Source organism: Roseovarius halophilus (ex Wu et al. 2025) (assembly GCF_047086965.1).
Genome location: NZ_JBKOTX010000005.1, coordinates 15,042 through 38,903, shown reverse-complemented (window position 1 = coordinate 38,903; position 23,862 = coordinate 15,042). Strand labels below are relative to the sequence as shown.

Sequence of the window (23,862 nt, the reverse complement as noted above, 5' to 3'; positions counted from 1 at the left end):
GGACCCGCGCAACGCGCGCGGGTGACGCAGTTGACGCGGATCAACCACCGGAGGTGACCAGCTGCGGCACCGAGATCGTCGTCGAGGTGCCATCCAGCAGGTCGATGATGTCCAGCGTGATGGCCTCGGGGGTGCGTTCGAAGGTGATCGTGGTATCGCCGAACTCGACCGTTCCCTGATCCTGCGGGTCTTCGCCGAAGATCGCGTCAGTCACCTCGGCGGACAGGGCGGAGAGAAGCCGTCCCTCCAACTGCCGGACGAACAGGTCGGCGCGGCTGTTGCGGGCATCATCCCCGGTGTCGTCCCCCGTCCCAAGCACGCCGTCGCCGTCATCGGCGTCCGACGCCGTCGCCTCGCGTTGCGCGTTGGCGATCGACAGCAGGTGCCCGCTGTTTCCCGGGTTGCCGCCGAAACTGGGATTGATGAACTGGAAGGTCAGGTCCCCCGCGGACGCGGACCCGCCGGCGAGCCCGAGAGCGATGGCCATGACCGGTAAGAAAGACCTTTTGTAACGCATGAATACCCCCGTGATTCACATTCACCATGATGCAGAACCGGATGAATTTCCAGCTTACTAGCAGCAAATGCTGGCAAATATGTGTCCGCGTGCGATGCGGCGTTATATCACGCGCTCGGTGTTGCCCACGCACAACACCGAGCGCCGCGAAAGGCCATGGCAGATGGCGGGCCCGCCGCCATCCCGAAGGCGCCGCCAGATTGCTGCCCCAATTGCGCCCGAATTCGACGCGCAGGCGAATCTCAAGTGTGCATTTTTGGCAACAATAACAACCCAAAGGACGACTTGTTGTTTTTGCGTCGACAAACACGAGGCCGCCCGGCAACCCAAGGTTGAAAAGCGGCGAAACTTGGGCGCAATCGCGAAAAACTGTTGTCAGTCATGCGGCACGTTAAGTATCGTTAACACACTTTCGTTGCGCTGATTCATCAATGGATGATGCCTTTTTAACCAAGTGGGGGTCGGTATGACCACGAAGACAGCAAAACCGAGCCCCGATCCGGGCTGCTCACATCCATTCGATTTCGAAGCGTCAACGAATCTTAACCGTCGGGGTGGCGGGCAGCCGGCCCTCGACCGGCACAGTCAGAAAGCGGGGAAAACCCGCGGTATCGAGCAGTTGACGACGCCGCTATCCGCTTAGCCCGGACGGTGGCACGGAAATATATTTTTCACCCAAGTGACGAGGACATTGTCATGAAACTCTCCAAACTTCTTCTCACCTCCACAACCGCACTTGGCCTGTCGATGACGGCGGCGGTTGCGGATAACAACGAGGCCCTCCTGAATCAGGATGGCGCCGATAACTCGGCCATTATCGATCAATCGGCAGCGACCAACAGCACCGCCGGCGTGCATGGCGGGTCGAACCCGAACTCGGAAATCAACCAGGACGGCGACGACAACGATCTGGACTTCACGCAGATCGGCGATTCGAACAGCATCGGCACTGGCGATGCCTTCGTTCAGGATGGCAACCAGAACTCCGCCAACGTCACACAGGACGGTGACGGAAACAACTTCACCTACATGATCCAACGGGGCGGTGCGGCTTCCAGCCTGTCGAACCAGCTGGACCTGATGCAGGACGGTGATAACAACCGGACCAAGGAAGTGCGCCAGACGCTCTCGGGCGGCAGCACACCGAACACCATGTCGATCACTCAGGACGGCAACGACCTCGTGGCCGGCGGTCGCCTGCGCCAGAATGGCAACGGCAACTCGCTGACCATTGATCAGTCGGGGACCAACAACCGGATCGCGCCGGCCAACAACATCGTTGGTGCGCCTTCCGCGTCGCCCGCCTATTCAAGCCTGAACCAAGACGGCAAGAATAACTCGATGAACCTGACGCAGAGCGGCACGAACAACGAGGTCCGTCAGGCGCAGCAGATCGGCGATTCCAACACCACCAATGCCGATATCAGCGGGATGGACAACGGGATTGATCCGCTGACCACGTCGAGCGCGACCCGTGTGCCGACCAGCCTGACGTCAAGGATCTATCCGGGCGCATCCGGCGAAAGTGGTGCCATGGCTGGCGCTCTCGATCAGTTCGGAAACGGCAACAATGTCGACCTGATGATCACGGGTAACAGCAACGCCTATGGCACCCTGCAGATGGGCGACGACAACCTTGCCGTCAACATGATGGTGACCGGCGACGATAACTCGATCGGTGTTGGGCAGTACGGCAATCGCAACGAAATCGATCTGGCCGTCGTTGATGGCGACGAAAACAGCATCGGCTTCAACCAGGACGGTGACGACAACTTTGCCTCGGCGGATGTCGACGGCCGCCGGAACAACTCCCTGATCGGTCAGGACGGCGACCGGAACACGACCTATCTCGAAGTGAGCGGGACCAGCAACGAGGCGTCTCTCAAGGTGACCGGGAACGACAACTACCTCAACGCCAACCAGGCTGGGCGCCGTCATGAGATGGACGTCGACTTCCAGGGCGACGACAATAACAATTTCCCCACCGCCAACGCGCTTAGCGGGAGTGCACTGATCGCCCGCGACTTCGTGCGCGCCAACGGGGATCCTGTTGCTGCAAGCTTCCGTCAAGGCGATCTGATCCAGCGGGGCAATTCCAGCAACACTCCGACCTTGCTGACCCTGACCGGCGTAAATGCCGACAAGAGCAGCTTCGCGATGTACCAAGAGGGAACAGCAAATACCATTGTCGGCTCTATCTCGAACGGCAGCTACAACCAAGCGGTCGTCGGTCAGATCGGCAGCTTCAACTCTGCCAGCTTCAGCCAGACTGGCAGCGGCAACAACGTCGGTATCATGCAATAATCGCCTGATGATCGCGACGATCATTCATTCATGATCCTTCGGGTGCCCGGCTCAGAGCCGGGCACCCGTTCCTTGTCGGCTCTTTCGAGGACATTTTCATGAAAATCTCCAGACTTCTTCTCACCTCCACCACCGCGCTCGGCCTGTCGATGACGGCGGCAGTCGCAGATGACAACGAGGCTCTCCTGAATCAGGATGGCGCTGGAAATACCGCTTCCATCGACCAGACCGTGGGCGTCAAGAACCGCGCTGGCCGGCCGGGCCAGCCGATGACGCAGGACGGTGATGACAACGCCATCACCCTCATCCAGCGCAATGACGGCAGCGCTGGCAACCAGAACAATTTCGGCCGCACGAATGTGGCTGCCGGCGAAGTGACGCAGACAGGGTCGCGAAACGTGCTGGATGCCATCCAGGACGGCCGTCGCAACCAGACGGCAACCGTGCTTCAGACCGCGCCCGACGGGCTTGCCGGCACCTCGAACAGTGCGACGATCCGGCAGATGTCGAACTTCGGCGGCATCGGCACGGTCGATCAAAGCAGCGCCGTTGCATCGCCCTCGCTGATGAACACGTTGACGCTGGAACAGCTGAGCGGAAACAGCAACAAGATCGGGACGGCCGAACAGGAATTCACCGGCGCCCCAGGTGCCGCGGCGAACGAGATGACGATCACGCAGGCCGGACCGACGAACAAGGTGAACACGGCCAGCCAGAGCGGGTTCGACAACAATGCGACTGTGCTGCAGACCGGCGGGCGCACAAACATGCTCGATGTGCTTCAGCAGGTCGGATCGGAGAACGACGCGACCGTCACGATCACGGGCAATTTCAACGGCGTGAATGCAAGCAGCCTGTGGGACGTTCTGCCGCTCACCGATGATTTCTCCGGGGCCAGTGGTGCGATCGAATCGCAGGTTCTGCAGAACGGCATCGGCAACAGCACGGATCTCACCCTGATCGGTGACCGCAACGCATACGGCGTGTCGCAGCAGAGCGAGGGCAACCTCGCGCTCGGAATTGAGGTGACTGGCAATGACAACTCGGTCGGGGTCGGCCAGTTCGGGGACTTTAACAGGATCTTTCTGTCGAGCGTGACTGGCGACCGCAACAGCACCGGCTTCAACCAGACCGGCGATGGCAACTTCGCCGAGACGGATGTGTCGGGTGACGACAACGATTCGCTGGCGAAGCAGACCGGCGATGCCAACGATAGCTTTATCTTTGTCAGCGGTGACGGCAACACGACCAACGTGGCACAGGACGGTCAGCTCAACTCTGGCATTGCTGATGTCCTTGGCGACGGCGACAACGTGACGCTGATCGACCAGACCGGTCAGCTAAACCAAGGCGACGTCGGTATCAACGGCGCTGGCAATAACGTTGCCACGGTGATGCAGAGCGGTGACTTCAATTTCGGCGAGGCCAATGTTCAAGGCGGTGGCTCCAATACCACCCTCGTTGACCAGACCGGCAGTCAGAACGACGGATTCGTCGATGTCAGCGGTGCCGGCAACAACGTCACAACGCTGACGCAGGATGGCTTCCGCAACGTGGCGACAGCGCGCGTCACCGGGGCCGGCAGCAACACCCTCGACGCGTCGATGACCGGCGAATTCAACCGTCTGCAACTGGCGCAGGACGGCGGCGGCAACCTCATGGACGTGTCGGTGACAGGTAACCGCAACAACGCCACGTCCTTGCCCGCGTTCTCGGGGGATGCGCTGGCGGCCAACACCATGGCCCTGGACAAGGGTGACCTGTTCCAGCGCGGTGACGACAACGACCTTCTTCTCGACGTTGACGGCGACCAGAACAGGTTTGCGATGCTGCAACAGGGCAGCACCAACAGCATCGACGGGACGATCAGCGGAAATGGCAATCAGGCCGTTGTCGCCCAGCTGGGCAACGGCAGCTCGACCACCTTCACCCAGACCGGCAGCTTCAACAACCTCGGCGTGACCCAGTAAGCCGGGTTTGAAATTCCCCGGGGCGGTCCGCCGCCCCGGGACTTGATATGACCAGCAATTTACGGGAGAGTCCGATGACATTCAGCAAAGTCTTTCTTACCAGCACCACGGCGCTCGGGCTTTCAATGGCAGCCGCTTATGCAGACGACAATGAAGCATTCCTCGATCAAACAGGTGCCGACAACACCGCGCTGATCAATCAGGACCTCGGCGCAGATGGCTCGGTCGGCGGCGGCGCGAACCAGGTCGCGACGGTCGATCAGGATGGCGACGACAATGAAACCGACGTTCTGCAGCAGGGCGACGGCAATACCGCTACCGTCACACAGGTCGGCGACGACAACGATACGAACGTCACTCAGCAGGGCGACGGCAACCGTGCCGACAACCTGTCGGTCGGCGACTCGAACACGGTGACCGTCAGTCAAGAACCCGAGACGGTGATTATTCCGGCCGTGCAAATTCCGAACCCGTTGTTTCCGTCAGTCGGGCCCGAGTTCCTCGTGAACACCCCGGAGACCACACAGCTCCTAGGCGGCGATGACAACGAATCGGACGTCACCATCGACGGCGACGACAACACCGTCGACGTCACCCAGATCCGCGACGCCAACGACTCGAATGTCGAGATCGAGGGCAACACCAACGATGTCGACGTGGTGCAGGACGACAGCGCGGCGGGCGACGGCAACACTTCGACCGTGGTGATCGACGATAGATTCAACCGTGGCGACGACAACATCGTCAGCATCGACCAGGACGGCGACAACGAGTCGGCTGTCGACATCCACGGCGACGATAATATTGTCGGCGTCACTCAAACCGGGCTCGGCAACGAGTCGGATGTCGACATCGAGGGCGACCGCAACGATGTGAATGTCGCGCAGGACACCATTGCCCTGGGCAACGACTCGGTTGTCGATGTCATCACCGGCGACGACAACCAGGTCGATATCCTGCAGACCGGTGACAACAGCTCGGTGCTGCAGATTCTCGGCAACGGCAACCTCTTCGAAGCCGATCAGGATGGTGTCGGCAACAGCTCCACCGCCGGGATCCTCGGCTCGGGCAACGACGCGTTCATCGATCAGGACGGCGACAACAACAGCTCCGGCCTGCAAATCGGCGGGGTCCTGCCGGGCGGCGACGACAACTTCGTGACCGTCGATCAGGCCAGCCTCGCCCTCGGCAACGCGTCGGGTATCGTCATCCTTGGCAACGCCAACAAGGTCGACGTCGATCAGGACGGCAATAACACCGCCAGCGTCAGAATCGATGGTTCCGGGCTCTTTTTAAGCTTCGTTTCCCCGGGCGAAGGCGACACCAACAGCGTGACGATCGACCAGATCGGCCAGAACACCGCCGCCGTCGGCATCACCGGCGACACCAACGACGTGTCGGTGACGCAATCGGGCTTCAACTCGGCCAACGTGCAACTGAACGGCAACTTCATCGGCAGCCTGGAGAGCGACAACAACCTGCTGGTGATTGACCAGTCAGGCGGTGCTCTCGGCCAGAACACGCTCACTGTCAGTCTCTGGGGTGACGACAACAACAGCGCATCCGCCGGTAACAATGGCGATGGCACCTTCTTCGGTGACGCGGCCACGGTCGCGACGCTCGACGGGCGTCTCGCACCGGGCACCCTGACGCAGGATGGTTCGGACAACTCGATCCTGCTCAATGTCGGCGCCTCGGGCACCGAATCGGATGACAACCTGTTCTCGTTCCTGCAGGACGGCAACGGCAACAGCATCACCGGTACAATCACCTCGGGCTTCGGCAACGAGGTTGCTGTGGCCCAGGTCGGCAACGGCAGCTCGACGACGTTCAGCCAGATCGGCAGCTTCAACAACCTCGGCGTGTCGCAGTAAGCCGTAGGCCTTGCTCAGGGTCACGCCAACGTGACCATTCGGGTCCCCGGCGCAAAGCCGGGTGCCCATTTTCCATTCAGACCGGGAAGTCGCCATGTCTTTTGCAAAGTTTCCTTTCGTCGCCCGTTGCCTTGCCTCCGTTTTCGGGGTGATCGTCTTGTCAAGCGCCGCGCAGGCGCAGGCCGTGTCCGACAACGCGGCGGTGATCGACCAGATCGGTCGCGACAACGCCGCCCGGATCGAACAGACCGGCAGCCTTAACCGTGCCGGGGCCGAAAGCCTGCCGATGGTGCAGGACGGGATTTTCAACGATCTCGACATTCGCCAGACGGGCACGGTCAACACCGTCGGGCTGGCGGCGCCGGGGCTGCGGCAGCTTGGCCGCGAGAATACCGACAGGATTTTCAACAGGATCCGGATCGAGCAGACGGCAGACGGCAATTCCGTCGGGAGTGTTCAACAGCTCTCGCGCGGGAGCGTGACGAACGGGGCGAACACGCTGATCATCCGCCAATCCGGCGACGGGGCGCACAGCGTCGAGGAGGTCCGGCAAGAACAGCTTTCGGGTCAGGCCGCGCAGACCGCCGATATCACGCAAGAGGGCGATGGCAACCGTATCGCCCTGATCGACCAGTTCACCAACAGCGTGGCACAGGGGCAGCCCAACCAGATCACCGTCGTCATGCGCGGTGTGCGCAATGGCACCAATCCCCTGACAGGCTACGCGGATGTGCCCGGCATAACCAGCAGCGGCCTGATCCAGGAGGCCGGCACCCAAGACGAACGGGGCAACGGCCACTTCATGAACCTGTTGATCATTGGCGACGGGAACGATTTCGGCGTTCGCCAAGCTGGACGCATGAACTCGGTCGGGTTCATCACGGTCAGCGGGGACGACAACCAGTTCGGGCTGCGGCAGGACGGGACGGAGAACGATATCGCGCTCGCCCCGATCGAGGGGGATGACAACACGATCGGCGTCGACCAGCTGGGCACGAACACGGCCTTGATCGACCTCGACACCCGCCGGCCGAGCCGCCCCGCCAGCCTGAGCGACCGCAACCAGATACTGGTGACACAGGTCGGCACGAATACCGCCGAGCTCGCGATCAGCGGTGACGACAACGATTTCACGGTTCAACAGGGCTTTGACGGCGGTCTTGGCGGCGACAACATGGCCGAGATAACCGTGGTGGGCCACGCGAACCTCGGCCGGGTGAGCCAACGCGGCAGCAATTTCTTCGAGCTCGACATTCAGGGATCGGACAACAACAATGCCGGCGGTTTCACGGGCGCCGTGGCGTCACCGGTGCTGGTGCCGGGTGACTTCCGGCAGACCGGGACGGAAAATTTCTCGATCATCTCGGTCACGGGCGACGCCAACCACTTCGCGACGCTGCAGGACGGCAGCCGGAACGCCGTCATCGCCAGCGTCAACGGGAACGGCAACCAGTTCAGCGTGAGCCAGGACGGAAACGGCAACATCGCCGACATCCGCCAGACGGGCACGGGCAACACGGCAACCGTGCGTCAGTGACTGGCGAGGACGGGCACCATCCGGCGCGCGGTCAGGCCTGAACGGCCAAGTCGAGCGCCGCGTGCAACAGGGTGCGCGCGTACTCGGTTCTCGGGTTGTCGAAGAGGGCCTGCGCCGCGCCGGCCTCGACGATGTCGCCCTGTTTCATGACGACCACCTGGTGGCTCATGGCGCGCACCACGTTCAGGTCGTGACTGATGAACAGATAGGCCAGACCGTGTTTCACCTGCAGGCGTCGCAGCAGGTCGACGATCTGCACCTGCACCGTCATGTCGAGCGCGCTCGTGGGTTCGTCCAGCACCACCAGACGGGGCCGGAGGATCATGGCGCGGGCGATGGCGATGCGCTGCCGCTGCCCGCCCGAGAACTCGTGCGGGTAGCGGTCCATGGTCGCCGGGTTGAGCTCGACCTCCTCCATAACCTCGGCCACGAGATCCCGCACGGCGCGGTCATCGGGCTTGCCGTGAACGCCGAGCCCCTCGGCGATGATCTGTTCGCAGGTCATCCGCGGACTGAGGCTGCCGAACGGATCCTGGAAGACGATCTGCATCTGCGCCCGCCGCTTGCGCAGGCGCCGGGTGGACCACGTGTTCACGTTCTCGCCGCCGAAGGTGATCCGCCCCTCGGACTGGATCAGCCGCATGATGGCCAGCGCCAGCGTTGTCTTGCCCGATCCGCTCTCGCCCACGAGGCCCAGCGTCTCTCCCGCCCGGACCGAGATGCTGGCATCGTTGACGGCCTTGACGTGATCGACGGTGCGCCGCAGGAATCCCTTGTGGATGGGGAACCAGACGCGTAGCCCCTCAGTTTCGACCAGCGTCTCGGCCTCGGCGGGCACCGGCGCCGGTTCCCCCGAGGGACGCGCGGCAAGCAGTTTACGGGTATAGTCGTGGCCCGGGTTGGCGAACAACTCGGCCGTGGGGCCGCTTTCGACGATCTCGCCGTCCTTCATCACGCAGACGCGATCGGCGAAGCGTTCCACGATCGCGAGGTCATGGGTGATGAACAGCAGGCCCATCCTTTCTTCCCGCTTCAGTTCGGCCAGCAGGTCGAGGATTTGCGCCTGAATCGTGACGTCGAGCGCCGTTGTCGGCTCGTCCGCGATCAGGATGTCGGGCTTGTTGGCAAGGGCCATCGCGATCATCACCCGCTGCCGCTGCCCGCCCGACAACTGGTGCGGGTAGGCACCCAGCCGGCTTTCGGCATCGCGTATCCCGACCCGGGTCAGCAGTTCGACGATCCGGTCGCGCACCTTGTCGCCTGTCAGGCCCTGGTGGATTTCGAGGCTTTCACAGAGCTGTTTTTCCAGCGTGTGAAGCGGGTTGAGCGATGTCATCGGTTCCTGGAAAATGAAACTGATGTCATTGCCGCGTACCTTTCGCAGCAGCTTGTCCGAGGCACCGATCATCTGCTGGCCATCGTAGGTGACGTGCCCCGACACCCGCGCCGACGGCCCAAGAAGCGACACGGTCGAAAGCGCTGTCACCGACTTGCCCGACCCGGACTCGCCCACGATCGCGACGGTCTCGCCGCGGTCCACCGAGAACGAGACCCCCCGGACCGCCGGGATGGTCGCGCCGTCCTGCTTGAAGGCGACGGAGAGGTCCTTGACTTCGAGCAGGCTCATTCGAAGGTCTTCCGCGGATCGAAGGCGTCGCGCACGCCTTCGAAGATGAAGACAAGCAGCGACAGCATGATGGCGAAGGCGAAGAAGGCGGTGAAGGCCAGCCACGGCGCTTGCAGGTTCTGCTTGGCCTGCAGGGTCAGTTCGCCGAGCGACGGCGCCGAGGACGGCAGGCCGAAGCCGAGGAAATCGAGCCCGGCCAGCAACGAGATCGTCCCGGTGATGACGAAGGGCAGCATGGTCAACGTGGCGACCATCGCGTTGGGCAGCATGTGGCGGAACATGATCGTCAGGTTGCCCACGCCAAGGGCCTTGGCCGCGCGGACATATTCGAGATTGCGCGCGCGCAGGAACTCGGCACGCACCACGCCCACGAGCGCCATCCAGCCGAACAGCACCGTGATCCCGACCAAAAGCCAGAAACTGCGCGGCAGGATCGCGAAGAGGATGATGATGACGTAGATTTGCGGCGTCGCCGCCCAGATCTCGATGATGCGCTGGAAGATCAGGTCCAGCCAGCCCCCGAAATAGCCCTGTATCGCGCCGGCGAAGATCCCGATGAGCGAGGACAGCGCGGTCACGATGAGGGTGAACATCACCGACAGGCGGAACCCGTAGATGACCCGGGCCAGAACGTCACGCTTGGTATCGTCCGTCCCAAGCAGGTTCTGAGCGTTGGGCGGCAGCGGCGCGGCACCCGGGCGGTCAACGGGCGTGTCGAAGCTGTAGGGGATGGGGGGCCAGAGGGTCCAGCCCTTCTGGATCGGCGTGCCCGCGACCTCCCCGTCACTGGCGTCGGCGATGATGCCCGCAGGGTCGTCGAAACACTCGGTCAAGCCGCCCGACACGATCAGGCATTCAACCTCGGGGTCGCGGTATATCGCCTCGGTGGCGAAGTCGCCGCCGAATTCCTGCTCCGAGTAGAAATTGAAAATCGGCATGTAATAGCCGCCGCGATACTGAACGAGAATTGGCTTGTCATTCGCCACGAACTCTGCCGGCAGGGCCACCGCGAAGAGCACGGCAAACAGGATGAGCGACCAGAAGGCGCGCCGGTTGCGCCGGAAATTGCGCCACCGGCGCCGGTTCAGCGGTGACAGCCTCATGCCCGGCGCACCGTTTTGTGTTGCCCGAGAACATCCCGGTGACCGGCGCGCATCACGAGCGGCCAACGCCCCCGTGCCGCTGCCACGCGCGGGGTCTGTATGCCGAGCCGCGTCATCGCCTCAGCCCTCCCGCTTCTCGAAGTCGATGCGCGGATCGACAAGCACGTACATCAGGTCGGACAGGATGTTGACCACGAGCCCGATCAGACCGAAGAGGAACAGCGTGCCGAACATCACCGGGTAGTCGCGCCCAACCGCCGCCTCGAAGCCAAGGCGGCCAAGACCGTCAAGCGAGAAGATCGTCTCGATCAGGACCGAGCCGCCGAAGAAGATGCCGATGAACACCGTCGGGAAACCCGCGATCACGATCAGCATGGCGTTGCGGAAAACATGCCCGTAGAGTACCCGGCTTTCCTTGAGCCCCTTCGCGCGGGCCGTCATGACGTAATGCTTCTTGATCTCGTCGAGGAAGCTGTTCTTGGTCAGCAGTGTCAGGGTCGCGAAGGCCGCGATGGTGGAGGCCAGCACCGGCAGCGTGATGTGCCAGAGGTAATCCACCACCTTGCCCCAAAGGCTGAACTGTTCCCAGTTGTCCGAGGTCAGCCCTCGCAGCGGGAAGAGTTGAAAGTAGCTGCCGCCTGCGAACAGGACCAGCAGCATGATCGCGAACAGGAAAGCCGGGATGGCATAGGCCGCGATGATGACCCCGCTCGTCCAGCTGTCGAAACGCGACCCGTCATGCACCGCCTTGCGAATGCCGAGCGGGATCGAAACGAGATAGGCGATGATGGTGGACCACAGCCCGAGCGAGATACTGACCGGCATCTTTTCCAGCACGAGGTCCGTCACGCTGATGGAACGGAAATAACTCTCCCCGAAATCGAAGCGCATGTAGTTCCACATCATGTCGATGAAGCGTTGCAGCGGCGGCTTGTCCAGACCGTACTGCGCCTTGAGCTCCTCGATGAATTCCGGCGGCAGGCCACGGGCACCGGCGTAGCCTTCGCCCTCGCTCTCGCGGAGCGTGGAATCCTCGCCCCCGCCGGCGAAACCGCCGAAGACGTCGCCCTGCCCCTGCATCTGCGCGATGGCCTGTTCGACCGGGCCGCCCGGCACGAACTGGACCAGCACGAAATTGATCACCATGATCCCCAGAAGCGTGGGAATGATCAGCAACAGTCTGCGCAGGATATAGGCGCCCACCTAGACGGCCCTCCCCGCCGCGCCGCCCGGCGCGGGATGACATGCGCGCGCATCCGCCGCGACGGGGAGCAGCGTCATTGCAAGGCCCCCGAGGTTTCGAGCGCCTGCGCCTTTTCGGGGTCCTCCCACCAGAAGTCCAGAGTGCCGAGGCTGTAGGGCGGTATCTGATCGGGGTGGTCGTACTTGTCCCAGTAGGCGACCCAGTGATCTGGCGCGAACCCGTCCGGGATCAGGAAGAATGCGTGTCGCAGCGCGCGGTCGAGGGCGCGCATGGTCATGTCCTCTTGCTGCTGGCTTTCGGTGCGCAACGACCGCTCGATGATGCGGTCAACGAGCGGGCTGGCCAGCCCGGCCGGGTTGAACAGGCTGTACGCGGCCGCCTCGGAGCCGAAGCGCTGTGCAAGCCCGGTGCCCGTACCCAGAAGCGAGGGATAGCCATCGAACACGAGGTCATAATCGCGATCCCGCTCGCGCTTGGTGTACTGGGCCGAATCCACGGCCTCGAACCGGGCGTCGATGCCCAGCTTCTGCAGGTTCTGGACGAATGCCTGCCCGAGTGCTTCCTGCGTGGGCTCACCGCTGGCGTTGAACAGGAAATCGAGCCGCATCACCCTGCCCGCGTCGTTGCGCAGCTTGCCGTCGTCACCGACTGTCCAGCCCGCATCGCCCAGAAGGCGGATCGCCTTGCGCATGTTGCCACGGCTGAGCAGGCGATCGGGGTCGGAGTCATGCGGCAGGTAGGGGGCCTCGGTCAGTACCTCGGGCGGCACGAGATCGCCCAGTGACTCGAGGAATGCCAGCTCGTCGCCCTCGGGCAGGCCCTCGGCCTCGAGATGCGTCCCGTGCGAGAAGGACCGCTGCTGTTCGTAAAGGCCGTAATAGAGCGAAGCGTTGGTCCATTCGAAGTTGAAGGCATAGGCGATGGCCATGCGAACCCGTTTGTCCTGCAGCACCTCGGACCCGAGGTTGAACACGATGCCCGTCATGGTCGGCGGGGAGCCGTCGGGCAGTTCCTCGCGTTTGACAAGGCCGTTCTCGACTGCCGGAAACTCGTAGAAACTGGCCCATTTCTTGGGGTCGGATTCGCCGCGAAAGGTGACCTCGCCCGCCTTGAAGGCCTCGAACGCGGTCGTGGCGTCGGTGAAATATTCCAGCCGTATCTCGTCGAAATTGTGCCGTCCCCGGTTGATCGGCAGGTCCCATCCCCAGTAATCGGGATTCCGCTTGTAGACGACGCGCCGGTTCACATCGACCTTGTCGATCACGTACGGGCCTGAACCGGGCGAGACTTCGAGCCTGCTTTCGTCAAGCCGCGCGCCGGTTTCCTCGTACCATTTCCTCGACCAGACGGGCACCGTGCCGACCTGGTCGATCAGGGAGCGGCGCGAGATACCGTCGGCGAAGCGGAACTTGATCGTGTGGTCGTCGATGACCTCGACTTCGGGTATGCGCTTGCGGACCGCTTCGGCATAGCTCTGCAGCCCCTGATCCAGCAGCAGGTTGTGCGAGAAGGCCACGTCGTGCGCCGTGACGGGGGTGCCGTCGGAAAACCGCGCCTCGGGGCGCATGTGAAAGATCACCCACGACTTGTCCTCGGGATATTCGACGGTGTGGGCCAGAAGACCGTACATCTCGTCATAATCGTCGGCGGGCAACGAGCCGTTTCCGGCCAGCGTCTGGCCGAGGAGGCTTTCGTACATGACGGTGGCCAATGCCGCGGCGCGCCCCTTGCGCGTGTACGGGTTCATCGAATCGAACGTGCCGCTGAGCGCGATGGAAATCTCGCCGCCCTTCGGTGCATCGGGGTTCACATAGTCGAAATGCTTGTAATCGGGTGGGTAGTTCAGGTCGCCGAAGAAGGAATAGCCATGGCTGCGGATGATCTGCTGTTCGTCCGCCGCGGCGGGCGCAATGGCAACGATCGCCATCGCAAGCCACAGGCCAACGGCCGGAACGACCATTTGACCAAGATGGCCGAGCGCCCGGGCCTTGGCCCGGCTGCGGGGTCGGGTCATGCGCATCTCCTATTTGCCCACCGAGGTGGCGCTTTTCCTGTTACCGGCAAGCTAAATGAGGGCGGGGCTGTCTTTCAAGCGCCGAAACACCCGCATGACCTCTTGCATGGACCTGACATGCGGAGGGCCGCCGACACGGGCAGCCGGCGGCCCTTGTAACCAGTGTCGGAGTCGGCGTGGCCGATCAGCCGCCGAGCGACTCGAGATAGGCGATGACCGCCGCGCGCTCCTCCTCGGACCGGAGGCCGGGGTAGCTCATGCGGTTACCGGGCGCGTAACCGCGCGGATCCTCCAGCCAGGCGTTCAATTCATCCACTGTCCATCCGCCGTCGAGACCGGTCAGCGCGTCGGAATAGTTGAAGCCGTCCACGCTGGCGATCTCGCGGTCGATCAGGTTCACGAGGTGCGGCCCGACGCGATTCTGTTCCTTGTCGGCCACGTGGCAGGCTTGGCATTGGCGATACACTTTCTTGCCTTCCGCCGGGTCGGCTGCCGCGACCTTGGCGGCGAACCCTGATTGCCCGCTGTCCGACGTATCGGCTTGCGTATCGGCTTCGGCCATGCCCTCGGCCGCGCCGGATTCCTCGGTGGTTTCGGCCGCATCCGCCGTTGCGCCGTCTTCGGTTTCCGTGGTCATTTCCGTCGCGGCTGACGCGTCCGCGGTTTCCTCGGCCATGTCCGCGCCGGAATCGCCGGCCTCGGCCTGTTCCTCGGGCAGATCCATCTCGTAGGTGTCGCCGTCGGTCTGATCAAGGTAAGCGATCACGTTGGCACGATCCTCGGGCTTGCGCAGACCCGCGAAGCCCATCGACGTACCGGGCGCGTAGCCGGCCGGGTTTTCCAGGAAGGCGTCCAGTTCGCGCGGGGTCCATGCATCCGTGACTTCGCCCAGGGCGCCGGAGTAAGTCGTGTACCCCTCGGCACCGCCGGTTTCCCGGCCAACCACGCCATACAGGTAGGGACCAACACCGTTGGCCCCCTGCTCAAGCGCGTGGCACGCCTTGCACTTGTTGAAAACACGCTCGCCCTTGCCGGCATCCGCGCTGACGAACAATTCCGCGAAGGTCGGGCCGGTATCCTCGGCCGCCGCGGTGTCCTCCTCGTCCTCGCCAGTGTCGATCACGTATGCCTGTTGATGATCGCCGCCGTGGCCGCCACCCATCGAATAAAGCGTTTCCGCCGCCCAGTTGCCCATCATGAACACCAGCAGCGCCCCGCAGAAGCTGCCGACGATCTTCGTAAGTGTCATCGTATCGAACATAGGCCCGTTTCCATTTGGTATCCCTTGACGGGGTATCTATCCGCTTCCCCTTGTCCGACGCAAGGTGTAGTTTGCGCGACCAAACGCCCGGTCCGGGCCGCGACAGGATTGACCACAATGACAGACCGCATTGCTTTTCAGGGCGAACCAGGCGCCTATTCGCACCAGGCCTGCCGGGAGACCTATCCCGAGATGGAAGCGATGCCCTGCCGCACCTTCGAGGATGCGATGGACGCCGTGCGCACGGGGCGTGCCGAACTCGCCATGTTGCCGGTAGAGAATTCCACCTTCGGGCGCGTTGCCGATATCCATCACCTTCTGCCGTCCTCGGGGCTGCATATCGTGGGCGAAGCCTTCGTGCGCGTGCACATAAACCTGCTGGCGCTGCACGGCGCCAAGCTGGGGCAGATCGAACGCGCGATGAGCCACACCATGCTTCTGGGGCAGTGCCGCGAATTCCTTGAACGGCACGACATCCGCCGCGTCAGCGGTGCCGATACCGCCGGGTCGGCCCGGGAAGTGGCCGATCGCGGAGACCCGGCGCTGGCCGCGCTCGCCTCGGAACTGGCCGGCGAGATCTACGGGTTGGACGTGCTGGCACGGCACATCGAGGACGAAGGCAACAACCGCACGCGCTTTCTGGTGATGTCGCGCCATCCGGATCATTCCCGCCGGGGCGATGACGGGATGATGACCACCTTCGTTTTCCAGGTCCGCAACATCCCCGCCGCGCTGTACAAGGCGATGGGCGGCTTCGCCACCAACGGCGTGAACATGACCAAGCTCGAAAGCTACATGTTGGGGGGATCGTTCCACGCGACGCAGTTCTACGCCGACATCGAGGGGCATCCCGAGGATCCGGCGGTCAAGCGCGCCCTGGACGAACTGGATTATTTCACGTCGGAAATCACGATGCTCGGGGTTTACCCGGCGGATCCGCGCCGTCACTAGGCGCCGGCCGCGTGGCGGGGGCTGTCAGGCCGCCTTCGTGCCGATCGGCCGGAATTTCGGCCGTGGCAGCGCCAACCTGCGATCACCAAATGGTGATCTACGCACCCTCCGCCGCTCACATGCGCGAGAATGTGCGTGAGCGCACTTTCACGGTGCGAGTACCGATCCTTTCAATCCCGCTCGGGGCTCCCAGATCGTTGGTACGAAAGGCGGGCGCCAAGCCAGCCTTAACCCCGGCAGGACACGCCGGGACAACGATGGAAAGGAAGAAGCCATGCGTATCCTCAGCTTTACAGCAATCAGCGCTGCTCTTGCACTGTCAGCAACCACCGCGATCCAGTCGGCCACGGTCACGGCCGAGCTCAGCGCCGACGAGCGCCCGACGCATATCGCCGAGCTCAGCGCGGATGAGCGCGGGAACCACATTGGGTGACACCACGCAAGCCTGCTTCACGGCATCCGATGAAAGTGGGTGTTCCCCAACCAGACGCGCCGCCTTGTCACAGGCGGCGCGTTTTGCCATGCGTCACCGCATGTCGCCGACCGCCCCCTTGTAACGGTCCTCGATATCGTTCGCGAAATCCGCTACACGCAGCCGGAAGCGCTTGCGCAGGTTGCCACGGGCCAGTTTGAGCGATTGCACCAGCAACTTGGCCGAAAGGGTCTTGGGGACCAGCTCGATATCGAGCGCCATCCGTGTGCGCCCCCGGGAAAGCGCGACAAGATCAACCGTCATCGTGCCGCCCATCGAGGTGGATCGCGAGGAAAAGACCATGCGCGTGGGCGGTTCATAGGCGCTGAGTTCCATCTTGATCTTGCGCTGCTTGCCCCTGAGACGAAAGGAGATGTCCCACGCCATGCCCGGTCCGACGGCTTTCAGGGTGTCAACCCTCTGAACGTCGGCCCCGCGCCGCAGCGCCGATCTTTCGAAGGCGTGGAAATCGGACAGCTCGGCGAACACGTGATCAACCGGCGCTGCGATGTCTTCCCTGGTGCCGAACTGCATCATGTGCTGCCACTCTTTTCATACAACTGCCCGTCGCGATCATTCTCGCGTCAATCGAGGGTGTCCGCAAGCCAGTTGCGCAGAAGGAAATGCGCGATCGCGCCTTCGCGCGCCGGTTTGAGGAAAGGATGCTCACCGGCATGGGCGGTCAGCATGTCTTCCCGCGTGATCCACATGGCGTCCTCGATCTCGGCGGGGTCGATGCTGATGTCGCGGTTGAGCGCCTCGCCACGGCAGCCGAACATCAGGGACGCCGGAAACGCCCAGGGCTGGCTTGCAAGATAGGTCACCGCGCCCACCTCGATGGCGGTTTCCTCGCGCACCTCGCGCCGCACGGCGGCCTCGATCGTCTCGCCCGGCTCGACGAAACCGGCGAGCAGGGAATACATCCCCTCCGGCCAGCCCGGCGAACGCCCCACAAGCACGGAATTGCCCCACGTGACAAGCATGATCACGACAGGATCGGTGCGCGGGAAATGCTGCCCCCCGCACGCGTCGCACCGCCGTTGCCAACCGTCGAGGACCAGCCGGCTTTCGCCGCCGCAGCGCGCGCAGAAACGATGGCTGACATGCCATCCTGCAACGGCCCTGGCCGTCGCGGCCAGTTCCGCGTCCCGCGGGCTCAGGCGCGCCATGATGCGCCGAAGCTCGGCAAAGACGCAGTTACGCGGCGCCAATGGATGCCGCTGTTCGGTCTCGTCGGAAAACCCGTCTAGACACGCCGGATCGACCCCGTCGGGCTGCCACCCCGAGATATCGTGGGCATAGATGAGCCGGCCGGATGCCTCGCGCCCCAGCAGGATGCGCGGCAAGGCAGGGCCGGCCAGCAGCGGATGGTCCATCGGCAGCAAGGCCAGGCTGTCGCGCTGGCTGCCGGCCACCATCGGCTTGCCCCGCCACAGCACGATTGTCGCCGCAAGCCCTTCGTCAATGCGCATCTGCTGGGCCTGCGCGTCGCCGCGCAGATCGGCGGCCCTGTCGAGACCGGATCCTCCGAATGTGACTGATTCTGCTCGTTGCATCACGCCTCCCTTGGCCCTTGTTTGCACGTGGGGCAGCGAGGAACAAGGCAGCTCCTGGAGACGCCGCCAACCGTGTGCAGCGGCATAATTTTCGCGCTTGGGTTGCATGATGCCGCCTGTTGCACCAATCATACGAAAGTGTAGGGTCCAAATCTTTCGGTTCAGCCTCAATGCCAGCACCCGCCTATTTACCGGGCCACACATCAGACGCAGACGCGCGGCGCCGGCCGCGGCCCGGCGCCCTGCCCGCACGGCCATCACTGAGGCTTCGCCTGCTGGAAACGACCGATGTGCATGCCAACCTAGTGGCGCATGATTATTACGCCGATCTGGCGGCGCGGCCTTACGGCCTGACGCGTACCGCCACGCTGATCGCGGAAGCCCGCCGGGAAGCGCGCAACTGCCTGCTTTTCGACAACGGCGACTTCCTGCAGGGGACCCCGCTGAGCGACCTTTTGCCGCATTCCTCGGGCCGGTGGGCAGGGCCGCACCCGGTGATGCTGGCGATGAACGCGCTGCGCTACGATGCGGCGGCGCTTGGCAATCACGAGTTCAACTTCGGATTGACCCGGTTGCTGCAAGCGGTGTCCGAAGCGGAATTCCCCGTTACATGCGCCAACGCGATAACGTGCGAGGGCGCGACACCGGCCGACGACGACACGCTGCTGCCGCCCTATGTCATGCTTGATCGATGCTTCACCGACGATGCGGGCGCGCGCCACGACCTGCGGATCGGCATCATCGGCCTTCTGCCGCCGCAGGTCATGGTCTGGGATCACGCGGCCCTGAGCGGCGAGGTCACGAGCCGTGACATCGTCGACACGGCGCGGGCCCGCGTGCCGCAGGTGCGCGCGGCGGGCGCGGACATTGTCGTGATCCTTGCGCATAGCGGCATTGATCCCGGCCCTGCCCGGCCGGGCATGGAAAACGCGCTCAGACCGCTCGCGCGGGTTGACGGCATCGACGCGATCCTTGCCGGGCACACGCACGAGACCTTCCCCGTGCCGGATCGTGCGGGGGGGCCACCTCCGGACGGTGTCGACCCTCTCAATGGCCGCCTTCACGGGGTGCCGACGGTAATGGGCGGGTTCAAGGGGTCGCATCTGGGCGTGATCGACCTTGACCTTCGCAAAACGCCGGATGGCTGGCAGGTCGCGTCGCATCGCTGCGAGGCACGCCCGGTGGCGCGGGACGCGCAAGACGCGCTCACCCCCGAGGACGGGACGCTGCGCAAGGTCCTGAAACCCGCGCATGACCGGACACGGCAACTTATCCGGAAACCGATCGGGCACAGCGCCACGGCGCTGCACAGTTACCTGTCGCTCGTGCGGGATGATCCGGCGCTGCGCCTTGTCACCGCGGCGCAGCGTGCCGCGCTGACCGAGGCGTTGTCGGGCAGCCCGCATGCCGGCCTGCCCGTCCTGTCGGCCTCGGCCCCGTTCCGAACAGGCGGCCGTGGCGGCGCGGAACACTATACCGATATTCCGCCGGGGCCGCTCAGCCTGCGGCATGCCGCTGATCTGTACTGTTTTCCCAATACGTTGTGCGGCCTGCGCCTGACCGGGGCGGAAGTGCGCGACTGGCTGGAACGGGCCGCGATCTGCTTCAACCGGCTGATACCGGGCGACACCGACCAGAGACTGCGCGACATGACGATACCGGGCCACGACTTCGACGTCATCGACGGGCTGAGCTATCGTGTCGACCTGTCGCAACCGGCGCGCTACGATGGCACGGGTAACTTGGTTGACGCGGGTGCGCGCCGGATCCGCGCGCTGCACTTCAACGGGAAACCGCTGGACGACAAGGCAGAATTCATCCTTGCCACGAACAGTTACCGCGCGTTCGGGTCCGGCCCTTACGCGGACCTGACCGACGGCAGGCTGGTGCACGTGGGAAACCGGCCGGTTCGGGACCTCGTGGCGCGGCACGTGGCCCGGCTGGGTACGATCCGGGTATCGGCATCACCGCCCATATGGCACTTCCGCGCCCTGCCCGCGGGAACATCGGCACTTTTCGACACCGGGCCGGGGCTACGGCGCTATCCCGAAGAGCTTGAAAGACTGGCGGCCTCGGTGACCGGCCAAACCCCGGCGGGCTTCCTGCGCCTTCTTCTGCCCATGGATCGGGGCCCGCATGTCGCGGCGGCTTGCGAATCCGTCGAATGACCCGTATATCACAATCGAGAGGTTGGCGCGGGCAAGCGCCTCGCCAACCCGGTCAGGTCCGGAAGGAAGCAGCCGTAACGAGCCCCGCTTGGGTCGTTGTCCAACCTCTCACCCCGGTGCCACGCGCGCGTCGTCGCAGCCGCTGACGGCCCGGCGACTTCTTACCAGTCACGGGCCCATGCCAGCTGTTCCTGCGTTTCCACGGCACAGGGGCGTATCGCCCTGAGCCTATCCAGCGCCGCATCGGGCGCCTCCCCCGATTCGACCATCAGGCGCAGCGCCGCCATGCCGGACCGTCCACAACCGCCCATGCAATGGATCAGAACGCGCCCGCCGCCCTGCAGCGCGCCAAGCGCGGCATTGCTGGCGCGATGCCATGCCTCTTCTGCCTCGGCGCCCGGAATTCCGAAATCGCTCACCGGCACGAGCACCCAGCGTGTGCCCATGTCCTGCACGTCGCTGCCCAGCATTGCCGCGCCGTGTGCCGCCATCTCGGTTTCGGTGGCCATGGAAACCACGAGGGCCGGCTGCCAGTCATGCAGGTGGGCGATGTCCTCGCGGTAGTGGCCGCCCCGCCCCGGCAAGGGCGCGAGCGCCAGTATGCCGCCGGCCAGTGGCAGTGCGAAAATGACGAAACCGGACACCGGTTCAGCCCGCGCCTCGGGCCGTGATCGTTTCGGCCACGTCGCGTGGCAGGATCGTTTTCGCGTGCATGTCCCCCTTCCGTTCGTCGGTGCGTCACCCCGGCGCAGCCTCGCCGCTTCGCGCCTCAAAAGCAAGCTGGACGGCCCTGATCGCCCGCTTTACGTTGCCCGCAGCACACGCATCCGGAAAGGCGGACATGACGGACACCCCCGACACGCGCTATCAGGTTCTGGCCCGCAAGTACCGGCCGGAAACCTTTGCCGACCTGGTCGGGCAGGACGCGATGGTCCGGACGCTGAAGAACGCCTTCCGGGCCGATCGCATCGCGCAGGCCTTCATCATGACGGGCATCCGCGGCACCGGCAAGACGACCACCGCCCGCATCATCGCCAAGGGCATGAATTGTATCGGCACGGATGGTCAGGGAGGCCCCACGACAGACCCCTGCGGTGTCTGCGAACATTGCCGCGCCATCATGGAGGGACGTCACGTCGATGTGCTGGAGATGGACGCCGCCAGCCGTACGGGCGTGGGCGACATCCGCGATATCATCGAGTCGGTGCATTACAGGGCGGCCTCGGCGCGGTACAAGATCTACATCATCGACGAGGTTCACATGCTGTCGACAAGCGCGTTCAACGCGCTTCTCAAGACGCTGGAGGAACCCCCCGAGCATGTGAAGTTCATCTTCGCGACCACCGAGATCCGCAAAGTGCCGGTCACGGTACTGAGCCGGTGCCAACGGTTCGACCTGCGGCGGATCGAACCCGAGGAGATGGTCGCCATGCTGCGCCGCATCGCGCAGGCCGAGGCCGCGCAGATCGCGGATGACGCGCTTGCCATGATCACCCGGGCGGCCGAAGGCTCGGCCCGCGATGCCACGTCATTGCTGGATCAGGCGATCAGCCACGGCTCGGGCGAGACGACGGCGGACGAGGTCCGCGCCATGCTCGGGCTGGCGGATCGGGGCCGGGTTCTGGACCTGTTCGACATGATCATGAAGGGTGATGCGGCGGGCGCGCTGGACGAGCTGTCGGGCCAGTACGCCGAAGGCGCTGACCCGATGGCGGTGCTGCGCGACCTGGCCGAGATCACGCACTGGATTTCCGTCGTAAAGATAACGCCCGCGGCTGCCGAGGACCCGACCGTCAGCCCGGACGAGCGTGCACGCGGCCAAGCGATGGCCGATGCATTGCCGATGCGCGCACTGACCAGAATGTGGCAGATGCTGCTCAAGGCGCTGGACGAGGTGGCGGAAGCGCCCAACACCATGATGGCCGCCGAAATGGCGCTCATCCGGCTGACACATGTGGCCGACCTGCCCGCGCCCGAAGACCTGGTGCGCAAGTTGAAGGACAGCACGCCGCCCCCGGGACCGCCCGGCGGCGGCCCCGGGCCGGGCCAGCACGGCGCCGCCGGTACGTCCGAAACATCCGCGCGATCCGCGCGCGCGGGGCATCAGGCCGCCCCCCACGACGTGCCGACCGGGCCGCAAGCCTCGGCCAACGGGAACGGTCAGAACCTCGCCGTCGCGGCACAGCCCGCGCTGGCCGATTACCCGACGTTCGAGCACGCGGTTGACCTGATCCGAGAAAATCGCGACGTGAGGTTGCTGGTCGAGGTGGAAAGCTGCCTTCGTCTTGTCGATTACAGGCCCGGGCGGATCGAATGCCAACTGACCTCGGCGGCCCCCGGTGACCTCGTGCAACGGCTGGGCGCATCGCTGCAAAGGTGGACGGGCAATCGCTGGGCCGTGACAGTGGTGAACGAGGGCGGCGGCGAAACCATCGCCGAGCGGCGCGATGCCGCCGAAAACACGCTCAAGGCCCAGGCCGCGGCGCACCCGCTTGTCCGCGCCGTCATGGAAAATTTCCCGGACGCCACGATCACCGCCGTCCGCACGCCCGAGGAGCAGGCGGCCGAGGCCGAGGCACAGGCCCTGCCGGAAGTCGACGAGGAATGGGATCCTTTCGAAGAGGATTGATCAGTCTCGGGCAGGCTCGATCAGGTCGGGGCCGCTGGCCCGGTTCGAATTGACCGCCGTTCCGACGCGCCAGAAATCAAGGTCATCGTCGGCGGGCGCATGCATAAGCCGGGCCGCGCCCTTGCCCTGTTCACCCAGCCAGAGGGGCCAGTCATCGCGCGACAGGACGACGGGCATCCTGTGGTGGATGTTGCTTATTGCCTTGTTCGCCTCGCACGTGACAATGGCGCAGGTGATTAGCGGCGTCTCGCCCTTGTCCCAGCTTTGCCAGACCCCGGCAAGGACCATCGGCGCGCCATCGGCCCGCGTGATGTACCACGGAAGGCGGTTGCCGTCGGCGTCCCTTGTCCATTCGTAGAACCCCGCGGCCGGGATCAGGCAGCGCCGGGCACGGCATGCATCGCGGAATGCCGGCTTCTCGGCAACGGTTTCGGCCCGCGCGTTGATCAGGAGGGGGCCATCGGCGGGGCTCCTGTACCAATGGGGCAAAAAACCCCACCGCATCGCGCCCAGCCGGCGCTGCCCCGCCTGCAGGAAAACCGAGTGGATCCTGTTCGTGGGACAGACATTGTAATTCGGCAGTGGCGGCAGATCATTTGCCGGCGCGGCCGAGAAAAGACGCGCCATCGCATCATCCGGCAGGGTGACAGCGAAACGTCCGCACATCCGCCTATC

At 64.1% G+C, this 23,862-nt stretch carries 18 protein-coding genes and 1 other RNA gene; 9 read left to right on the top strand and 10 right to left on the bottom strand.

The features are described 5' to 3' along the window. Positions 1 to 40: 40 nt before the first annotated feature. On the bottom strand, positions 41 to 517 hold the full coding sequence (locus tag ACH107_RS01760; RefSeq protein WP_412504383.1) for a curli assembly protein CsgF: 477 nt from the start codon (positions 515 to 517) through the stop codon (positions 41 to 43). 696 nt (positions 518 to 1,213) lie between these two features. On the opposite strand from ACH107_RS01760, the gene ACH107_RS01755 reads away from it, so the two are divergent. From ACH107_RS01755 to ACH107_RS01740, 4 genes are all read left to right on the top strand, one after another. Further along, positions 1,214 to 2,821, top strand: coding sequence for a hypothetical protein (locus ACH107_RS01755; protein ID WP_412504382.1), 1,608 nt, complete (start codon positions 1,214 to 1,216; stop codon positions 2,819 to 2,821). Positions 2,822 to 2,919: 98 nt separating this feature from the next. Continuing rightward, complete coding sequence (locus ACH107_RS01750) at positions 2,920 to 4,791, top strand: beta strand repeat-containing protein (protein WP_412504381.1); 1,872 nt, start codon at positions 2,920 to 2,922, stop codon at positions 4,789 to 4,791. 74 nt (positions 4,792 to 4,865) lie between these two features. Then, positions 4,866 to 6,665 (top strand): beta strand repeat-containing protein, encoded by a 1,800-nt coding sequence (locus ACH107_RS01745; protein WP_412504380.1) that lies wholly within the window; start codon positions 4,866 to 4,868, stop codon positions 6,663 to 6,665. A 94-nt stretch (positions 6,666 to 6,759) separates the two neighbouring features. Continuing rightward, complete coding sequence (locus ACH107_RS01740; RefSeq protein ID WP_412504379.1) at positions 6,760 to 8,202, top strand: hypothetical protein; 1,443 nt, start codon at positions 6,760 to 6,762, stop codon at positions 8,200 to 8,202. Between the two features lie 31 nt (positions 8,203 to 8,233). Here ACH107_RS01740 and ACH107_RS01735 read toward each other — a convergent pair whose 3' ends face one another. The 5 genes from ACH107_RS01735 to ACH107_RS01715 form a co-directional block, all read right to left on the bottom strand. Beyond that, positions 8,234 to 9,829, bottom strand: a complete 1,596-nt coding sequence (locus ACH107_RS01735; protein ID WP_412504378.1) for an ABC transporter ATP-binding protein — start codon at positions 9,827 to 9,829, stop codon at positions 8,234 to 8,236. After that, complete coding sequence (locus ACH107_RS01730) at positions 9,826 to 10,932, bottom strand: ABC transporter permease (protein WP_412504377.1); 1,107 nt, start codon at positions 10,930 to 10,932, stop codon at positions 9,826 to 9,828. Before ACH107_RS01730 ends, ACH107_RS01735 begins: the two co-directional genes overlap by 4 nt. Positions 10,933 to 11,052: 120 nt before the next feature. Beyond that, positions 11,053 to 12,135 carry a microcin C ABC transporter permease YejB gene (locus tag ACH107_RS01725; RefSeq protein ID WP_412504376.1) on the bottom strand — a complete coding sequence of 361 codons (1,083 nt, stop codon included), beginning with the start codon at positions 12,133 to 12,135 and terminating at the stop codon, positions 11,053 to 11,055. 74 nt (positions 12,136 to 12,209) lie between these two features. After that, entirely contained in the window at positions 12,210 to 14,150 is a 1,941-nt protein-coding gene (locus tag ACH107_RS01720) for an extracellular solute-binding protein (protein WP_412504375.1), read from the bottom strand. 184 nt (positions 14,151 to 14,334) lie between these two features. Beyond that, on the bottom strand, positions 14,335 to 15,399 hold the full coding sequence (locus tag ACH107_RS01715) for a c-type cytochrome (protein ID WP_412504374.1): 1,065 nt from the start codon (positions 15,397 to 15,399) through the stop codon (positions 14,335 to 14,337). A 129-nt stretch (positions 15,400 to 15,528) separates the two neighbouring features. On the opposite strand from ACH107_RS01715, the gene ACH107_RS01710 reads away from it, so the two are divergent. Together ACH107_RS01710 and ACH107_RS01705 are read left to right on the top strand one after the other, a co-directional pair. Further along, complete coding sequence (locus ACH107_RS01710; protein ID WP_412504373.1) at positions 15,529 to 16,362, top strand: prephenate dehydratase; 834 nt, start codon at positions 15,529 to 15,531, stop codon at positions 16,360 to 16,362. A gap of 274 nt (positions 16,363 to 16,636) precedes the next feature. Next, positions 16,637 to 16,795 (top strand): hypothetical protein, encoded by a 159-nt coding sequence (locus ACH107_RS01705; RefSeq protein WP_412504372.1) that lies wholly within the window; start codon positions 16,637 to 16,639, stop codon positions 16,793 to 16,795. A gap of 93 nt (positions 16,796 to 16,888) precedes the next feature. Here the strand turns inward: ACH107_RS01705 and ACH107_RS01700 are convergent, their stop codons facing one another. Both ACH107_RS01700 and nudC read right to left on the bottom strand, forming a co-directional pair. After that, positions 16,889 to 17,371 carry an SRPBCC family protein gene (locus tag ACH107_RS01700; RefSeq protein WP_412504371.1) on the bottom strand — a complete coding sequence of 161 codons (483 nt, stop codon included), beginning with the start codon at positions 17,369 to 17,371 and terminating at the stop codon, positions 16,889 to 16,891. Between the two features lie 47 nt (positions 17,372 to 17,418). Beyond that, positions 17,419 to 18,390, bottom strand: coding sequence for an NAD(+) diphosphatase (nudC, locus tag ACH107_RS01695; protein ID WP_412504370.1), 972 nt, complete (start codon positions 18,388 to 18,390; stop codon positions 17,419 to 17,421). A gap of 170 nt (positions 18,391 to 18,560) precedes the next feature. Here nudC and ACH107_RS01690 point away from each other — a divergent pair, with 170 nt between their 5' ends. Continuing rightward, positions 18,561 to 20,558 (top strand): bifunctional 2',3'-cyclic-nucleotide 2'-phosphodiesterase/3'-nucleotidase, encoded by a 1,998-nt coding sequence (locus tag ACH107_RS01690; RefSeq protein WP_412504369.1) that lies wholly within the window; start codon positions 18,561 to 18,563, stop codon positions 20,556 to 20,558. 15 nt (positions 20,559 to 20,573) lie between these two features. Then, an RNA gene (gene ffs, locus ACH107_RS01685) (signal recognition particle sRNA small type) lies at positions 20,574 to 20,672 on the top strand. Between the two features lie 47 nt (positions 20,673 to 20,719). Here ffs and ACH107_RS01680 read toward each other — a convergent pair. Then, complete coding sequence (locus tag ACH107_RS01680) at positions 20,720 to 21,202, bottom strand: protein phosphatase (RefSeq protein WP_412504368.1); 483 nt, start codon at positions 21,200 to 21,202, stop codon at positions 20,720 to 20,722. A gap of 197 nt (positions 21,203 to 21,399) precedes the next feature. Here ACH107_RS01680 and ACH107_RS01675 point away from each other — a divergent pair, with 197 nt between their 5' ends. Beyond that, a complete protein-coding gene (locus tag ACH107_RS01675; protein ID WP_412504367.1) occupies positions 21,400 to 23,187 on the top strand; it encodes a DNA polymerase III subunit gamma/tau in 1,788 nt (595 codons plus the stop codon). On the opposite strand, the gene ACH107_RS01670 is transcribed toward ACH107_RS01675, so the two are convergent. Further along, complete coding sequence (locus ACH107_RS01670; RefSeq protein WP_412504366.1) at positions 23,188 to 23,853, bottom strand: SOS response-associated peptidase; 666 nt, start codon at positions 23,851 to 23,853, stop codon at positions 23,188 to 23,190. Positions 23,854 to 23,862 lie beyond the last annotated feature (9 nt).

What these genes read in the sequence shown, in the direction of transcription:
- ACH107_RS01705 (WP_412504372.1), top strand. Translation starts at nt 16,637, where the DNA reads ATGCGTATCCTCAGCTTTACAGCAATCAGCGCTGCTCTTGCACTGTCA.
- ACH107_RS01755 (WP_412504382.1), top strand. Translation starts at nt 1,214, where the DNA reads ATGAAACTCTCCAAACTTCTTCTCACCTCCACAACCGCACTTGGCCTG.
- ACH107_RS01720 (WP_412504375.1), bottom strand. Translation starts at nt 14,150, where the DNA reads ATGACCCGACCCCGCAGCCGGGCCAAGGCCCGGGCGCTCGGCCATCTT.
- ACH107_RS01675 (WP_412504367.1), top strand. Translation starts at nt 21,400, where the DNA reads ATGACGGACACCCCCGACACGCGCTATCAGGTTCTGGCCCGCAAGTAC.
- ACH107_RS01740 (WP_412504379.1), top strand. Translation starts at nt 6,760, where the DNA reads ATGTCTTTTGCAAAGTTTCCTTTCGTCGCCCGTTGCCTTGCCTCCGTT.
- ACH107_RS01730 (WP_412504377.1), bottom strand. Translation starts at nt 10,932, where the DNA reads ATGAGGCTGTCACCGCTGAACCGGCGCCGGTGGCGCAATTTCCGGCGC.
- ACH107_RS01745 (WP_412504380.1), top strand. Translation starts at nt 4,866, where the DNA reads ATGACATTCAGCAAAGTCTTTCTTACCAGCACCACGGCGCTCGGGCTT.
- ACH107_RS01715 (WP_412504374.1), bottom strand. Translation starts at nt 15,399, where the DNA reads ATGACACTTACGAAGATCGTCGGCAGCTTCTGCGGGGCGCTGCTGGTG.
- ACH107_RS01670 (WP_412504366.1), bottom strand. Translation starts at nt 23,853, where the DNA reads ATGTGCGGACGTTTCGCTGTCACCCTGCCGGATGATGCGATGGCGCGT.
- nudC (WP_412504370.1), bottom strand. Translation starts at nt 18,390, where the DNA reads ATGCAACGAGCAGAATCAGTCACATTCGGAGGATCCGGTCTCGACAGG.
- ACH107_RS01735 (WP_412504378.1), bottom strand. Translation starts at nt 9,829, where the DNA reads ATGAGCCTGCTCGAAGTCAAGGACCTCTCCGTCGCCTTCAAGCAGGAC.
- ACH107_RS01750 (WP_412504381.1), top strand. Translation starts at nt 2,920, where the DNA reads ATGAAAATCTCCAGACTTCTTCTCACCTCCACCACCGCGCTCGGCCTG.
- ACH107_RS01700 (WP_412504371.1), bottom strand. Translation starts at nt 17,371, where the DNA reads ATGATGCAGTTCGGCACCAGGGAAGACATCGCAGCGCCGGTTGATCAC.
- ACH107_RS01760 (WP_412504383.1), bottom strand. Translation starts at nt 517, where the DNA reads ATGCGTTACAAAAGGTCTTTCTTACCGGTCATGGCCATCGCTCTCGGG.
- ACH107_RS01710 (WP_412504373.1), top strand. Translation starts at nt 15,529, where the DNA reads ATGACAGACCGCATTGCTTTTCAGGGCGAACCAGGCGCCTATTCGCAC.
- ACH107_RS01690 (WP_412504369.1), top strand. Translation starts at nt 18,561, where the DNA reads ATGCCAGCACCCGCCTATTTACCGGGCCACACATCAGACGCAGACGCG.